13 protein-coding genes and 1 tRNA gene are annotated in these 14,698 nt (G+C 67.1%); 2 read left to right on the top strand and 12 right to left on the bottom strand.

Annotated features, from left to right (window positions below):
* Positions 1-10 precede the first annotated feature (10 nt).
* From nuoG to FHS55_RS05105, 11 genes are all read right to left on the bottom strand, one after another.
* Positions 11-2,089, bottom strand: coding sequence for an NADH-quinone oxidoreductase subunit NuoG (gene nuoG, locus FHS55_RS05155; protein ID WP_183188533.1), 2,079 nt, complete (start codon positions 2,087-2,089; stop codon positions 11-13).
* Positions 2,089-2,394, bottom strand: a complete 306-nt coding sequence (locus FHS55_RS05150; protein WP_183188668.1) for a pentapeptide repeat-containing protein — start codon at positions 2,392-2,394, stop codon at positions 2,089-2,091. Before FHS55_RS05150 ends, nuoG begins: the two co-directional genes overlap by 1 nt.
* A gap of 5 nt (positions 2,395-2,399) precedes the next feature.
* Complete coding sequence (nuoF, locus tag FHS55_RS05145) at positions 2,400-3,707, bottom strand: NADH-quinone oxidoreductase subunit NuoF (RefSeq protein WP_183188532.1); 1,308 nt, start codon at positions 3,705-3,707, stop codon at positions 2,400-2,402.
* A 10-nt stretch (positions 3,708-3,717) separates the two neighbouring features.
* Positions 3,718-4,548 carry an NADH-quinone oxidoreductase subunit NuoE gene (nuoE, locus tag FHS55_RS05140; protein ID WP_183188531.1) on the bottom strand — a complete coding sequence of 277 codons (831 nt, stop codon included), beginning with the start codon at positions 4,546-4,548 and terminating at the stop codon, positions 3,718-3,720.
* A 38-nt stretch (positions 4,549-4,586) separates the two neighbouring features.
* Positions 4,587-5,786 carry an NADH-quinone oxidoreductase subunit D gene (locus FHS55_RS05135; protein ID WP_183188530.1) on the bottom strand — a complete coding sequence of 400 codons (1,200 nt, stop codon included), beginning with the start codon at positions 5,784-5,786 and terminating at the stop codon, positions 4,587-4,589.
* A 15-nt stretch (positions 5,787-5,801) separates the two neighbouring features.
* A complete protein-coding gene (locus FHS55_RS05130) occupies positions 5,802-6,416 on the bottom strand; it encodes an NADH-quinone oxidoreductase subunit C (RefSeq protein ID WP_183188529.1) in 615 nt (204 codons plus the stop codon).
* Between the two features lie 36 nt (positions 6,417-6,452).
* A complete protein-coding gene (locus tag FHS55_RS05125) occupies positions 6,453-7,031 on the bottom strand; it encodes a NuoB/complex I 20 kDa subunit family protein (RefSeq protein ID WP_183188528.1) in 579 nt (192 codons plus the stop codon).
* Positions 7,022-7,387: an NADH-quinone oxidoreductase subunit A gene (locus FHS55_RS05120; protein ID WP_183188527.1), complete on the bottom strand. Its 366-nt coding sequence runs from the start codon at positions 7,385-7,387 to the stop codon at positions 7,022-7,024. The genes FHS55_RS05125 and FHS55_RS05120 overlap by 10 nt, the downstream gene beginning before the upstream one ends.
* A gap of 436 nt (positions 7,388-7,823) precedes the next feature.
* Complete coding sequence (locus tag FHS55_RS05115) at positions 7,824-9,791, bottom strand: MacB family efflux pump subunit (RefSeq protein WP_183188526.1); 1,968 nt, start codon at positions 9,789-9,791, stop codon at positions 7,824-7,826.
* Between the two features lies 1 nt (position 9,792).
* Complete coding sequence (locus FHS55_RS05110; RefSeq protein ID WP_183188525.1) at positions 9,793-11,046, bottom strand: efflux RND transporter periplasmic adaptor subunit; 1,254 nt, start codon at positions 11,044-11,046, stop codon at positions 9,793-9,795.
* Between the two features lie 202 nt (positions 11,047-11,248).
* The gene (locus FHS55_RS05105) at positions 11,249-11,956 is read right to left on the bottom strand and encodes a hypothetical protein (protein ID WP_183188524.1); all 708 of its coding nucleotides are present in this window, start codon (positions 11,954-11,956) and stop codon (positions 11,249-11,251) included.
* A 228-nt stretch (positions 11,957-12,184) separates the two neighbouring features.
* Between FHS55_RS05105 and FHS55_RS05100 the strand changes: the two genes are divergently transcribed.
* Positions 12,185-12,931, top strand: coding sequence for a response regulator (locus tag FHS55_RS05100; RefSeq protein WP_183188523.1), 747 nt, complete (start codon positions 12,185-12,187; stop codon positions 12,929-12,931).
* Positions 12,928-14,193: an ATP-binding protein gene (locus FHS55_RS05095; RefSeq protein ID WP_183188522.1), complete on the top strand. Its 1,266-nt coding sequence runs from the start codon at positions 12,928-12,930 to the stop codon at positions 14,191-14,193. The genes FHS55_RS05100 and FHS55_RS05095 overlap by 4 nt, the downstream gene beginning before the upstream one ends.
* Before the next feature lie 377 nt (positions 14,194-14,570).
* On the opposite strand, the gene FHS55_RS05090 is transcribed toward FHS55_RS05095, so the two are convergent.
* Positions 14,571-14,647: transfer RNA gene (locus FHS55_RS05090), tRNA-Asp, on the bottom strand.
* Positions 14,648-14,698: the final 51 nt, after the last annotated feature.

Below are 14,698 nucleotides of genomic sequence, written 5' to 3'. Positions count from 1 at the left end.
CTCCCTCCCCTCACTCAGCCGCCGCCTGAAGACGGGCGCGGGCGAGCGCGGAGCATTCGGCCATCACGGCGGATGCGCGCGTAATCGGATTGGTCAGGTAGAAATCGGACACCGCGCTGCGGAACGGCGCGCGCTCCGGCGAGCCGCCCATCCCGGCGAGGGCCAGGACCGCCGCCGCATCGGCCGGCTCGACATGGTCGAGGCGGGCGAGATGCGGATGCGCGGCATAGAGCGCGGCGCGCAGCTGGCCCAGCGTGTCGAACGGCAGGCGCTTGCCGAGCACGTCGGACAGAGCGCGCAGCACCGCCCAGTCCTCGCGCGCCTCGCCGGGCGGGAAGCCGGCACGGTTGGTGATCTGCACCCGGCCTTCCGTGTTCACATAGGTGCCGGACTTCTCGGTATAGGCCGCGCCCGGCAGGATGACGTCGGCGCGGTGGGCGCCGCGATCGCCATGCGTGCCGAGATAGACCACGAAGGCGCCCGGGGCGATGTCGATCTCATCCGCGCCGAGCGCGAAGATCACGTCCGCGCCGCCCGGATTGGTCAGCGCCACCGCATCGAGACCGCCCTCGCCCGGCACCGCGCCGATATCCAGCGCGCCGACGCGCGAGGCCGCCGTGTGCAGCACCGAGAAGCCGTTCCAGCCTTCCTTCACCGCGCCGACCGACACCGCGAGCCGCCCCGCCAAGGCGAGGATCGCCGCGCCATCCGGCCGCGAAAGCGCACCCTGCCCGATGAGGATGAGCGGGCGCTGCGCGTTCTTGAGCGTGGTGGCGAAGGTGCCATCGCCGACGAGGTCCAGCAGCGTGTCCGAACCGGCGCCGAGATAGTCATAAGGGTAGGTCAGGTCGACATGTTCGCCGATCAGCCCGATGGGGAAATTGCCCGCCAGCCAGCGCTTGCGGATGCGCGCGTTCATCACGCTCGCCTCAAGGCGCGGGTTGGAGCCGATGATCAACAGCGCGTCCGCCTGCTCGATGCCGGCGATGGTGGCGTTGAACACATAGGTCGCGCGCCCGAGCGCGGGATCGAGCTTCACACCGTCCTGCCGGCAATCGATATTGGCCGAGCCGAGCGCACCGAGCAGCGTCTTGAGCGCGAAGGCTTCCTCGACCGAGGCAAGATCGCCCACCAGCCCGCCGATGCGGTTGCCGGGCACGCCCTTCACCTTTGCGGCGATGGCAGCGAAGGCCTCGGGCCAGCTCGCCTGCTTGAGGCGACCGCCGACGCGCACATAGGGGCGGTCGAGGCGCTGGGTCTTCAGGCCATCCCAGATGTAGCGGGTCTTGTCCGAAATCCACTCCTCGTTCACCTCTTCATTGAGGCGGGGGAGCACGCGCATCACTTCGCGGCCGCGCGTGTCGACGCGGATATTGGAGCCGACGGCGTCCATCACGTCGACGGATTCGGTCTTCACCAGTTCCCACGGACGGGCGTGGAACTCGTAAGGGCGCTGGGTCAGCGCGCCGACCGGGCACAGGTCCGCGACATTGCCCTGCAGCTCGGACGACATGGCCGCCTCGAGATAGGTGGTGATCTCCATGTCCTCGCCGCGCCCGATGGCGCCGAGCTCGGCCACGCCCGCCACCTCGGTGGTGAAGCGCACGCAACGGGTGCACTGGATGCACCGCGTCATGGAGGTCTTGATCAGCGGGCCGATATACTTGTCCTCGACCGCGCGCTTGTTCTCGGCGTAGCGGGACGTGTCCACGCCATAGGCCATGGCCTGGTCCTGCAGGTCGCACTCGCCGCCCTGGTCGCAGATCGGGCAATCCAGCGGGTGGTTGATAAGCAGGAACTCCATCACCCCTTCGCGCGCCTTCTTTACCATCGGGCTCTTGGTGAGCACGACGGGCGGCTCGCCATTGGGGCCGGGGCGCAGGTCGCGCACGTTCATGGCGCAGCTCGCCTGCGGCTTGGGCGGACCGCCCTTCACCTCGACGAGACACATGCGGCAATTGCCGGCGATCGACAGCCGCTCATGGAAGCAGAAGCGCGGAATTTCCGCGCCCGCCGCCTCGCATGCCTGAAGCAGCGTGTATTCCGGGGGAACCTCGACCTCGATGTCGTCAACGATGATCTTGGCCATCAGTTCGCCTCATGCGCTGCGCGATATGCCGCCAGCATATCGGTCACGAGAATTCCATCGATCCGCATGCCGTCGAGCCGGCATTCCGAAAGCGATGCGCCGACCAGATCGGCACGCGTGATGCGCGCACCCGAGAAATTCGCACATTCCATCGCCAGACCGGAAAAATTGACGTTCTTCACGAACCAGCCCGACATGTTCACATCGTCAAACCGGGCGCCCGCCAGATTGACGTTCACGAAGGTCGATCCCGCGAGATTGGCGTCGTTTGCGTCGAGGAGTTCGACGACCTTGTGAAGATCCATCGCCCTCACTCCGCCGCGACCGGAACGGGGACGGGATCGGAATGCGGGTTGGCCGAATACTGGTCGATCCGCTTCTCGATCTCGGGCCGGAAATGCCGGATCAGCCCCTGCACCGGCCATGCCGCCGCGTCGCCGAGCGCGCAGATCGTGTGGCCCTCGATCTGGGTCGTGACCTGCAGCAGGAGGTCGATCTCGCGCTTCTGGGCGCGGCCGGCCACCATGCGGTCCATCACCCGCCACATCCAGCCCGTGCCCTCGCGGCAGGGCGTGCACTGGCCGCAGCTCTCGTGCCGGAAGAAATAGGAGATGCGGGCGATCGCCCGGATGATGTCGGTCGATTTGTCCATGACCAGCACGCCGGCGGTGCCGAACGAGGATTTCACGGCGCGGCAGCCGTCGAAATCCATGATCAGGTCCATGCACTGGTCCGCCGGAATCACCGGGCAGGAGGCGCCGCCGGGAATGATCGCCAGCAGGTTGTCCCAGCCACCGCGCACGCCGCCGCCATGCTTCTCGATCAGCTCCTTGAACGGGATGCCCATCGCCTCTTCGACGATGCAGGGCGTGTTCACATGGCCGGAGATGCCATAGAGCTTCGTGCCGACATTGTTCGCCCGCCCGATGCCGGAGAACCATGCCGCGCCACGGCGCAGGATGGTCGGCGCCACCGCAATGGATTCGACGTTGTTGACCGTGGTCGGGCAGCCATAGAGGCCGACATTGGCCGGGAAAGGCGGCTTGAGGCGCGGCTGGCCCTTCTTGCCCTCCAGGCTCTCCAGCAGCGCGGTTTCCTCGCCGCAGATATAGGCGCCGGCGCCATGGTGGACGACGACGTCGAAATCCCAGCCATGCACGTTGTTCTTGCCGATGAGGCGCGCCTCATAGGCCTGGTCGACCGCCGCCTGCAGGCGCTCGCGCTCCTGAATGAACTCGCCACGCACATAGATATAGGCGGCATGCGCGCCCATGGCGAAGCCGGCAATGAGGCAGCCCTCGACCAGATGATGCGGGTCGTGGCGCAGGATCTCGCGGTCCTTGCAGGTGCCGGGCTCGGATTCGTCGGCATTGACGACGAGATAATGCGGGCGACCGTCCGACTGCTTGGGCATGAAGGACCACTTCAGCCCCGTCGGGAAGCCCGCGCCGCCGCGCCCACGCAGGCCCGAGGCCTTCATGTGCTCGATGATCCAGTCGCGGCCGGCATCGAGCAGGGTCTTGGTGCCGTCCCACGAGCCACGCTTCAACGCGCCCTGCAGGCCCCAGTCCTGATAGCCGTAGATATTGGTGAAGATGCGATCCTTGTCGGCCAGCATGGTTCGCTCCTCAATCCGCCGTCTTGCCGGCCGCCTGGCCGCCCGGAGGCGGCGCGACGGGCTTGGCGGGCTTCTCGGCATCGGCATTGCCGGCGGCCTTGACGGCCTCGGCCACGGGCGGCTTGGCCGGCGCCGGAGCGGCGGCCGCTGTTGCGCCATTGGCACGCGCCGCGATCGCCTCGCGGGCGAGCGCGAGACCCGCGCCGGTGCCGACCACCGAGCCGTCATACAGTTCCGGCGAGGTGAGCACGCGCAGGCCGGTGACCGGCTCGGAAGACTTCCGGCCGTTCTGCGGGCCGGGCGTCGGCGTCTCGCCGCGCGCGAAGGCGTCGAGGATCTTTTCCAGATCCTCGGGCGTGAGGTCCTCGTAGACGTCCTTGAACACCTGGATCATCGGCGCGTTGGTGCAGGTGCCCGCGCATTCCACCTCTTCCCACGAGAATTCGCCATTCTCGGAGAGGTGGAAGGGGTCGGCATGGATGCGCCGCTGGCAGACCTTGATGAGGTCGCCGGCGCCCTTGAGCATGCAGGGCGTGGTGCCGCACACCTGGATATGCGCCCGGGTGCCGACCGGCTGCAGCTGGAACTGCGTGTAGAACGTCGCGACCTCGTAGACGCGGATCGGCGCCATGCCGAGCATGTCGCCGATATAGCGCATGGCCGGCTCGGAGACCCAGCCGCCCGCCTGTTCCTGCGCGCGCATCAGCAGCGGAATCACCGCGCTGGCCTGCCGGCCCGCGGGGTATTTCGCGATCGTACTCTCGGCCCAGGCGAGATTCTCGGCCGTGAAGGCGAAGCTCTCGGGCTGGACCTCTTTTGGCGCAAGCCTACGGACAGACATGCCGTACCCTTCCGATCGAACCGCAACCCCTGCCGGGATCAGCGGTCCACTTCACCGAACACGATGTCGAGCGACCCGAGGATCGCCGAGACGTCCGCGAGCATGTAGCCGCGGCAGAGGAAATCCATCGCCTGGAGATGCGCGAAGCCGGGCGCGCGGATCTTGCAGCGATAGGGTTTGTTGGTACCGTCGGCGACGAGATAGACGCCGAACTCGCCCTTGGGCGCTTCCACCGCGGCATAGACCTCGCCGGCGGGAACGTGGAAGCCTTCCGTGTAGAGCTTGAAATGGTGGATCAGCGCTTCCATCGAGCGCTTCATCTCGCCCCGCTTGGGCGGGACGACCTTGTTGTCGACGGCCGAAACCGGGCCGGCTTCCTTCAGGAGCCGATCGCAGCACTGGCGCATGATGTGCGCCGACTGCCGCATCTCCTCCATGCGGATACAGTAGCGGTCGTAATTGTCGCAGTTCTTGCCGATCGGAATGTCGAATTCCAGCTCGTCATAGCACTCATAGGGCTGCGACTTGCGCAGGTCCCAGGCCGCGCCCGAGCCGCGCACCATCACGCCGGAGAAGCCCCAGGCGAAGGCGTCTTCCAGGCTGACGACGCCGATATCGACATTGCGCTGCTTGAAGATGCGGTTGTCGGTCAGCAGGCCCTCGAGGTCGTCGCAGACCTTGAGGAAATAGGGAATGAAATCGCGGATATCCTCGACCAGCTTGACCGGCAGATCCTGATGAACGCCGCCCGGACGGAAATAGGCCGCGTGCATGCGCGAACCGGAGGCGCGCTCATAGAACACCATGAGCTTCTCGCGTTCCTCGAAGCCCCAGAGCGGCGGCGTGAGCGCGCCGCAGTCCATGGCCTGCGTGGTCACGTTGAGCATGTGGGAGAGGATGCGGCCGATCTCGGAATAGAGCACGCGGATCAGCTGGCCGCGCTTGGGCACCTCGATGCCGAGCAGACGCTCCACGGCGAGGCAGAAGGCATGCTCCTGGTTCATCGGCGCGACATAGTCGAGCCGGTCGAAATAGGGCACCGCCTGAAGATAGGTCTTGGTTTCGATCAGCTTCTCGGTGCCGCGGTGCAGCAGGCCGATATGGGGATCGACGCGTTCGACGATTTCGCCGTCCAGCTCCAGAACAAGGCGCAGAACGCCGTGCGCCGCAGGGTGCTGCGGGCCGAAATTGATCTGGAAGTTGCGGACGTTGGGATCGACCTTCGAAGGAGCGTTCATGTCTCGATCCTCACCTCAGCCCGCCTTGGGGGCGCTGGCCTTCTCATCGCCGGGGAGCACGTAGTCGGGCCCCTCCCACGGCGACAGGAAGTCGAAGTTGCGGAACTCCTGGGCGAGCTTCACCGGCTCGTAGACCACGCGCTTGCGCTCGTCGTCATAGCGCACCTCAACGAAGCCCGTGGTCGGGAAGTCCTTGCGCAGCGGATGGCCATCGAAGCCGTAATCGGTCAGCAGGCGGCGCAGTTCGGGGTGGCCCGAGAACAGGATGCCGTACATGTCGTAGGCCTCCCGCTCGAACCACAAGGCGCCCGGGAAGACCGGCGTGGCAGACGGCACCGGCGTCGCCTCGTCGGTTTCCACCTTGATGCGGACCCGGGCATTCAGGGTCGGCGACAGAAGGTGGTAGACCACGTCGAAGCGGCGCTCGCGCTTGGGGTAGTCGACGCCGCAAATGTCGATGAAGCTGACGAACTTGCAGGACGGATCGTCGCGCAGGAAGCTCAGGACCTTGACGACATCCGGGGCGGACGCCACGAGCGTGAGTTCGCCGAAGGCGACAACGACGTCCTCGATGGCCCCCGGCAGCGCCTCTTTGACGTGCGCGCCCAGCTCATTCAGCGTCTCGTCCATGTCTTTCCCGTAGTCGGTTCTTGTTGAGACCGGCGATCAGCGTTCGATCGTACCCGTACGGCGAATCTTCTTCTGCAGCAGCAGCACCCCGTAGAGCAGCGCCTCCGCGGTCGGCGGGCAGCCCGGAATGTAGATGTCCACCGGCACGATGCGATCGCAGCCGCGCACCACCGAATAGGAGTAGTGATAGTAGCCGCCGCCATTGGCACAGCTGCCCATGGAGATGACATAGCGCGGCTCCGGCATCTGGTCGTAGACCTTGCGCAGCGCCGGGGCCATCTTGTTGGTCAGCGTGCCCGCAACGATCATCACGTCCGACTGGCGCGGAGACGCGCGGGGAGCAAAACCGAAGCGCTCCACGTCGTAGCGCGGCATGGAGACCTGCATCATCTCCACCGCGCAGCAGGCCAGGCCGAACGTCATCCACATCAGCGAGCCGGTGCGGGCCCAGTTGATGAGATCGTCCGTAGCCGTGACAAGGAAACCCTTGTCGGCCAGCTCGGCATTCACCTCCACGAAGAACGGGTCGGTGGCGCCGATCGGCTTGCCGGTATTGGGGTCGATGATGCCCTTGGGTGCGGGAGCGACCAGCGGGCTGTTCGCGCTCAATCCCATTCCAGCGCTCCCTTCTTCCACTCGTAGACAAAACCGACGGTGAGAACGCCGAGGAAAATCATCATCGACCAGAAGCCGAGATCGCCCAGGCTGCCGAACGTGATGGCCCACGGAAACAGGAAGGCCACTTCGAGATCGAAGATGATGAACAGGATCGAGACCAGATAGAAGCGGACGTCGAACTTCATGCGCGCGTCGTCGAACGCATTGAAGCCGCATTCATAGGCCGACATCTTCTCCGGATCGGGACGGCTGAAGGCGACGAGGAACGGCGCGACCAGAAGCGCGAGGCCGATGACGGCCGAGACCGCGATGAAAATGACGACGGGCAGATAATCCTGCAGCAAGCTGCTCATGGACGGCTCCCTCCCCGGTCAACATACGTCATCCGACGCTGTATCGCAGTTGCGAAATATTCAAAGCACGCGGCAGGCTTATCGCACCGCCCTAGCCGAGGCAAGGGCATCCGATCCCATTCCCTCGGCACTGGTATACAGAATTCACAGCTTGAGCGCGACGGCAAGCGAGACGCCCCCACCCTTCCCAGACCCCCTGGCAAAAGTCGGGCGCTTTCCGGCACTTATTGCATCCGGCCGATCTGCCCTCCGCGCGGGGCGCCGAGAGCGTCTCGGGTATCCGCCGCCAACCATGACGGGCTGATGATACCGTATGCGCCTATGCCGCGATCATGCCCCGGCGGCGTCAGGCCGCGTCAGTGGCATGGGTGCCCGTGCAGCCCTGCATGACGCGGCGAGCCCGCCGACCTTCGACGGACGCGAAGACAGCCGCTCCCTACCCCGCGGCCAGCGCCACCACGGGATCGAGTCGCGAGGCGTTGCGCGCCGGCAGGTAGCCGAAAATGATGCCGATCGCCGAGGAGCAGAGCACCGCCAGGACGATGGACTTGGTCGAGTAGATCAGGCTGAAGCCGGTGTCGAACGCATCGAACGCCGCGCCAAAACCGAGCGCCAGCGTGATGCCGAGCACACCGCCGAGCAGGCACACCAGTATCGCCTCGATGAGGAACTGCTGCAGGATATCGCTGCGTCGCGCGCCTACCGCCATGCGTACGCCGATCTCCCCGACCCGCTCCGATACCGACACCAGCATGATGTTCATCACGCCGATTCCTCCCACCAGAAGCGAGATGACGGCGATGACGGCCACCAGCAGCGTCAGGGTTTCCGTGGTCGAGGTAATGGTGCGGCGGATATCGTCGGTATTGAGGATGAAGAAGTCCTTGCCCCCGTGCCGCTGGGTGAGCAGCGTCGTCACCGCCTGCTCGGCGAGACTGGTCGACACATCGTCCGCCACGCGGATGGTGATGCTCCGGAGCGAGCTGGAGCCGAGCAGGCGTGCCTGCACGGTCGTGTAGGGCAGATAGATCGAGAGATTCTGGCTGCCACCGAACCCGCCCTGCTGGGTCTGGATGATGCCGACCACGCGGGCGAGCACCTTGCCGATGAGAATCACCCGTCCCAGCGGGCTGCCCGCCTCGTCGGCGAACAGGGTCTTGCGCGTATTCTCGTCGATCACCGCTTCCTGCGAGAAGTCATCGACCGCCGCCGCCGAGAAGAACCGCCCTTGCGCCAGCTTGGTGCCACGGGCGGCGAAATAGCGCTCGCTCACACCATTGACGAGCGCATTGGCCTCCTTGGAGCCGTAGCGCACCACCGCCGAGCTGGAGACCGTAGGCGTGACGGCGGCCACATAGGGCTGGCCGGCCAGCGCGTCGGCATCGGCCACTACCAGCGTGCTGATCTTGGCCGAGCGCACATCGCCGAAGCTGCGGCCGGCAAACACCTCCAGCGTGTTGGTGCCCAGGCTGGAAATATTGGCGAGCACGCGCTGGCGCGACCCCTCGCCCAACGCCACCACGCACACCACGGAGGCGATGCCGATGATGATGCCCAGCATGGTCAGCAGCGCGCGCAGGCGGTGCGCGTTCATGGCGAGCAGCGCCATGCGGAAAGCCTCGCGCAGCCGCCCCGTCGCCGCGCCCACGGCGCTCGCCTTCGGCGCCCGCCGGTCGGCCATGGAGGCCGCGGCCAGCGCGCGCGGGGATGCCGCCGTGTCGGTGCGGCGATCGGAGATGATGACGCCGTCGCTGATCTCGACAATGCGCCGGGCCCGGCTCGCCACCACCGGATCGTGCGTCACGATCACCACGGTGCGGCCTTCGGCGTTGAGTTCGTCGAGGATGCGCAGAACCTCCTCGCCGCTGCGGCGGTCGAGCGCGCCGGTCGGCTCGTCGGCGAGGATCACGTCGGGGTCGTTCATCAGCGCCCGCGCGATCGACACGCGCTGCTGCTGGCCGCCCGAGAGCTGGCCCGGCCGGTGCCCGGCGCGGTTGGTAAGGCCCAGCCGCTCCAGCAGCGCATCGGCCCGCGCGCGCCGCCGTCCCGCCCCCGCCCCGGCATAGACGGCCGGCACCTCGACATTGCCGCGCGCGGTCAATTCGCCCAGCAGATGATAGCGCTGGAAGACGAAGCCGAAATGCTCGCGGCGCAGGGCGGCAAGCTCGCCCGCGTCGAGTTCGGCGGTCTCGCGCCCGTTGATCCGGTAGCTGCCGGCGGTCGGCCGGTCGAGACAGCCCAGTATGTTCATCAGGGTCGACTTGCCCGACCCGGACGCCCCGACGATGGCGACCATGTCGCCCGCCTCGATGGAAAGGTCGATCCCGTTCAGCGCGGATAGCCGATCTTCGCCGGCCGCATAGTCGCGCCGCACGCCTTTGAGCGTCAGCAGGGGCTCGCCCATGTCAGAAACCCATGGGAGGCGGAGGCCCGCCGGCCCCGAAGCCGGATGAGACCGCGCTCCCTTCCTGCAGGACGACGCGCTCGCCTTCCGTCAGTCCCGACCGCACCTCGACGGTGATACGGTCATCGAGCCCGGTCTCGATCTCGCGCGGCGTCGCGCGGCCATCCGGGCCGATCACCCGCACCTGCGCCTTGCCATCGACAGCGGTTCCCACCAGCGCCGCCGAGGGAATGGTGAGCACGCCCCGCGCTTCGCCAAGCACGATATGGACCTCGGCGGTCATGTAGGTGCGCAGGCGCCCGTCCGCATTGGGAACGTCGAATATGCCGTTGTAATAGACGGCCTCGGAGCTGCTCGAACTGGTGCTGCTCGACGACAAGGAGGAGCTTGAGGACGAACTGAAGCTCGAATCGCTGCGCACCGATTCCGGCGCCGGCTCAATGAACTCGAGCTCCGCCTCGTAGCGCCGGCCCGGCTCGCCGAGGATGGTGAAATAGACCGGCTGGCCGGAATGCACGCGCACCACATCGGCCTCGGAGATTTCCGCGCGGATCGTCATCGTGTCCAGCTGGCCGAGCACGACGATGGTGGGGGCGGACTGGATGGCGTTCACCGTCTGGCCTTCCTGGCTGACGATGGCCAGCACCGTGCCGTCTATCGGGGCGGTGATGCGCGTATAGGCAAGATCGGCCTCGGCGATCGCCACCGCCACTTCGGCCTCGCTGATCTGCGCCTGCAGCGCGGCGATCTGCGCCCGCGTCACCGCGACATCCGCCGTCGCGGTGTCGAACGTGGTGCGCGAAATGGCGTTGGTCTCGACGAGCGTGCTCTGGCGTTCCAGCGTCTTCTCGTTCAGGGTAAGGGTCGCCTGCTTCTCGGCCAGTTGGGCGCGCACCTTGGCCAGCACCGCCTGCGCGGTGCGCAGCTCGTTCTGCTGGGTGATGGAATCGATCTCGGCGATGAGGTCGCCACGCTTGACCCGCTCGCCGAGCTTCACCTTCACCGAGGTGATGCGCCCCGATACCTGCGCACCCACCGCCACCAGCTTGGAGGGCTTCAGCGTGCCGGTGGCCAGCACCGTCACCTCGACATCGCCCCGCGTGGCGGGCGTGCTGATATAGGCCGGCGCGGCGGTCGCGAACAGCTGCGAGCGCAAGGACCACCAGCCGCCGCCGGCGAGGAACAGCAGAAGCAGCAGCGGAACCAGCCAGCGGGCGCGGGACTGGCGGGGAGACGGGGGAAAAGCGATGGTCATGGCCTTCGGTCGGTTGGGTCATTGTCCGGCCGGGCAATGGCCACTCCGGAATAGGGAAAGCGTTCGGTCCACGAGATGTTCCCGATCAAACGATCGGCTCCAGCGGAGATGGGCAGTCTGGCGCGGCTACGCACCCCACGCCGGGCAGGACGAAAGGGGATGGCGGGCGCGCCGGATCGACGCGCCCGCCTCCGGAGGCCGATCAACGGGGGGGGATGTGATCGGGCTCCGGCTCCTCCGGCCGGGGTGGGGCCGGAAGAAGGGGGGTCGCGCCGCGAATGGCGCCGGGCGGCGGGCCGGGCATCCAGGCCGCGGCCTGAAGCCGACCGATCTGCTCGGGAGAGAGTTCCGCGCGCAATACGCCGATGGCGGCGGCCAGCCGGGTGGCCTGCTCGCCCTTGCGCACAAGCTCCTGCGCCAGCCGCTCACCCGGAAGATCGCTGCCGCCGACCGCGGAGGACAGGACTTCGGGCGGCATGGCGCCGAACGCTACGTCACCGGGCGGCATGGCGCCCGGCGGCGGCGTGTCCGGCCGGGTGTCGCCTGACGCTTTAGCCTCGGCCATGCCGGTGGGCAGGGCCGGGAGCGGGAGCGCCATCATCGCCTGGAGAGCTTCAGTATAGGCCCGCCAGCCATCCAGCTGGTCACGGGTGATGCCGAGATAGGTTTCCATCGCGGCGAGATGGCCGGCAAGGACCAGCGGGCCGCCCGGCGGCGGCGCGAAACCCGGGGGCGGACCGAATGGCGGACCCGGACGGAAATCTCCGGGCGCATCGCCGGGCGCGAATGCCGGCGACGGCGGACCGGGATTGGCCGCGAGGGTCGACACGCGCGCCTCGACCGCCACGCCGACAATGGCCAGCACAGCCATGACGAGAGTGAGGAGAACGGGCGTCAGGCGCATGGACATGATTTTCCTCGCATCCATCGGGGATGCCTGACATTCCCAGCCTTCCATTGCCGCCAGTGGTCGTATGATTGCCGAACGTGGACGGTTCAGGCCTTTTTGTTTCTCTAGGTGTCTGTAGCCTTTTGAGCAAAGTTGGCTTGCCATTCGTGCGTTGGAATGGGGAGCGCTGCCGGCCATTGATGGCGGGGCACCGGGCCATCAGGGAGCCAATCTTTCGGGAGCCAATACGTGGAAGCCAGTCCGCATATCCTGGTCGTCGACGACGACCAGGAAATCCGCAAGCTGCTCGGCCGCTATCTTCAGGGCCAGGGGTTTCGCGTGACACTCGCCCAGGATGGACGGCAGGCCGAAAAAAGCCTCACCTCGAACCGCATCGATCTGGTGGTGCTCGACCTCATGCTGCCCGACACGTCCGGGCTCGACTTCTGCCGGGCCCTCAGGGCGCGCTCGCAGGTGCCGATCATCCTGCTCACCGCGCTGAAGGAAGATGTCGACCGTATCATCGGGCTCGAGGTCGGTGCCGACGACTATCTTGGCAAGCCGTTCAATCCGCGCGAATTGCTCGCACGCATCCGCGCCGTGCTGCGCCGGACGGCGGCGCGCGAGGCCGCCGTGCCCGTGGCCCAGCAGCAAACCTATCGTTTCGCGGGCTTTGTCGCCTATCCCTCCACCCGCCGGGTGATCGACGCCTCCGGGGAGGACGTGCCGCTGACGGCCGGGGAGTTCGAGCTGCTCCAGGCCTTCCTGCTACGGCCGGGCCGCATGCTCTCGCGTGACCAGTTGCTCGACATCACGCAGGGGCGCAGCGGGTCGACCTTCGACCGCTCGATCGATGTGCTGGTCAGCCGGCTGCGGCGCAAGCTGGGCGACGTGGGGAGTTTCCGCATTCTCAAGACGCTGCGCAATGGCGGCTATCAACTCGCCGTCTCGGTTGAAACCGTCGACGCGCCGTCCCCGCCCGGACAAGAGCCATGAACACGCTGCGCGCCAAGATCACCGCCCTGCTGGTCGCCTCGGTGCTGCTGGTGGTTCTGGCCGCGACGGGCCTGTCGGTCCTGCTGCTGGCGCCGCCGCGCATGGACCAGGTCGACGACGCCATCGCCGCCCAGTGGGGCCTGGTGGCCGAGATGGTGGCGCGCGGAGCGCTGCCGGATACGCTGCAGAACGAATTCGTCGGCATTCACGACAGCGAGCCCGCCGGCGACATCATCGAGAACGCGACACACGGAATCAACGCCGCCCTCGCGCATAACGGCCGCAGCGAGCGAATCGTCGTGAAGGATGGGGCAGGCCTGCCCTGGCCCGTCGTCGCGGGCCGGCTCGCCGATGGCCGATGGCTGGCGATCCCCCTCGGCATGCCGCCACCGGGCCCGAAAAACGGCGGATGGGCGCTGGCCGGCTGGGCCCTGTTCATCGCGATCGGCACCACGCTGGTCATCGTCGTCGCCGTGCGCCGCCTCACCGAGCCGTTGGCGCTGCTGGAGCGCACGGTCGCGACATTGGGACCGGACGGCGAGCTGGAACCCTTGCCCGAGGCCGGGCCGACCGAGGTGCGCGCGGCGGCGCGGGCGATCAACCTGCTGTCGACGCGCCTGAAACGGGCGATGGAAAGCCGCATCCGCATGGTGGCGGCCGCGGGGCACGACCTGCGCACGCCGATGACCCGCATGCGGCTGCGGGCCGAATTTCTCGACGAGGAAGAGCGCGCCAACTGGATCGCCGACCTCGACGAACTCGACCGCATCGCCGACAGCGCGATTCGCGTGGTGCGGGAGGAAGTCGAGCGCTCCTCGCGCACATGCCTGCGCCTCGACGAACTGGTGAGCGAGGTCGTCGCCGAACTTGTGGCGATCGGGCTGGCGATCAGCCTCGCGTCCACCGCACCCGCCAGCGTCGTGGCGCGACCACTCGCGCTTCGGCGGGCGATCCGCAACCTCGCCATCAATGCCGCCACGCATGGCCACAAGGCAATCATCCGCGTCGAGGCGGAGCACGGGCGGGCCGCCGTGGTGATCGAGGACGAGGGCCCCGGAATTCCGGAGGAACTGATGCTCAGGGTGTTCGAGCCGTTCTTCCGGATCGACACGGTCAAGGATGCTCCGGTGCCCGGCGCGGGACTCGGGCTGGCCATCGCCCGCGAGATCATCACCGGCAATGACGGCACGCTGGAACTGCGCAACGGCCCGCGCGGGGGCCTGGTGCAGCGGATCGGCCTGCCCACCGTGATCACCAGCTGAGGTCCCTACCCGCGCCGGCTACGTGCCCTAGGTGGGGTCCTGCGCGGGATAAAGCCGCGCGATCAAGGCACTGGCGGCGTTTGCCGCGACATTGATTCATCAAACCACGCACATTCGCGCCACGCGCGACGGCACCCGCGCGCTGGCGCCCGCGCGGGAATGCCATCGGCGCCACCAGCGCATAAGGCGCCCGGTAGACGACACGCGCGACGGCGCCCGCGCGGGAATGCCATCCGCAGAACATGCCATCCCTGGGACGGCAGCGGAGATGTTGGGAAGCGCGCGGATCAGGAGGAGACGACCACCGAAAATGTCACACGCCGTTCCGGCAAGGTGTCACAGATTTCGAGGAAAAGGAGACAAGCCATTGAAGCAAATGGCGGGAGTGACGGGGCTCGAACCCGCGACCTCCGGCGTGACAGGCCGGCGCTCTAACCAACTGAGCTACACCCCCAAAGCGCCCCCGGCAAAGGAACCGCGTGGAGTGGGGCGGGTGTTAAGGCAG

Origin of the sequence: Ancylobacter tetraedralis, from assembly GCF_014195655.1 — a bacterium.
In the GTDB taxonomy this organism is placed as follows: Bacteria; Pseudomonadota; Alphaproteobacteria; order Rhizobiales; family Xanthobacteraceae; genus Ancylobacter; species Ancylobacter tetraedralis.
This window is presented reverse-complemented; position numbering and strand designations above follow the sequence as displayed.

Excerpts from the sequence above, each read along its gene's own strand:
- nuoG (WP_183188533.1), bottom strand. The coding sequence starts at position 2,089 with ATGGCCAAGATCATCGTTGACGACATCGAGGTCGAGGTTCCCCCGGAA.
- FHS55_RS05150 (WP_183188668.1), bottom strand. The coding sequence starts at position 2,394 with ATGGATCTTCACAAGGTCGTCGAACTCCTCGACGCAAACGACGCCAAT.
- nuoF (WP_183188532.1), bottom strand. The coding sequence starts at position 3,707 with ATGCTGGCCGACAAGGATCGCATCTTCACCAATATCTACGGCTATCAG.
- nuoE (WP_183188531.1), bottom strand. The coding sequence starts at position 4,548 with ATGTCTGTCCGTAGGCTTGCGCCAAAAGAGGTCCAGCCCGAGAGCTTC.
- FHS55_RS05135 (WP_183188530.1), bottom strand. The coding sequence starts at position 5,786 with ATGAACGCTCCTTCGAAGGTCGATCCCAACGTCCGCAACTTCCAGATC.
- FHS55_RS05130 (WP_183188529.1), bottom strand. The coding sequence starts at position 6,416 with ATGGACGAGACGCTGAATGAGCTGGGCGCGCACGTCAAAGAGGCGCTG.
- FHS55_RS05125 (WP_183188528.1), bottom strand. The coding sequence starts at position 7,031 with ATGGGATTGAGCGCGAACAGCCCGCTGGTCGCTCCCGCACCCAAGGGC.
- FHS55_RS05120 (WP_183188527.1), bottom strand. The coding sequence starts at position 7,387 with ATGAGCAGCTTGCTGCAGGATTATCTGCCCGTCGTCATTTTCATCGCG.
- FHS55_RS05115 (WP_183188526.1), bottom strand. The coding sequence starts at position 9,791 with ATGGGCGAGCCCCTGCTGACGCTCAAAGGCGTGCGGCGCGACTATGCG.
- FHS55_RS05110 (WP_183188525.1), bottom strand. The coding sequence starts at position 11,046 with ATGACCATCGCTTTTCCCCCGTCTCCCCGCCAGTCCCGCGCCCGCTGG.
- FHS55_RS05105 (WP_183188524.1), bottom strand. The coding sequence starts at position 11,956 with ATGTCCATGCGCCTGACGCCCGTTCTCCTCACTCTCGTCATGGCTGTG.
- FHS55_RS05095 (WP_183188522.1), top strand. The coding sequence starts at position 12,928 with ATGAACACGCTGCGCGCCAAGATCACCGCCCTGCTGGTCGCCTCGGTG.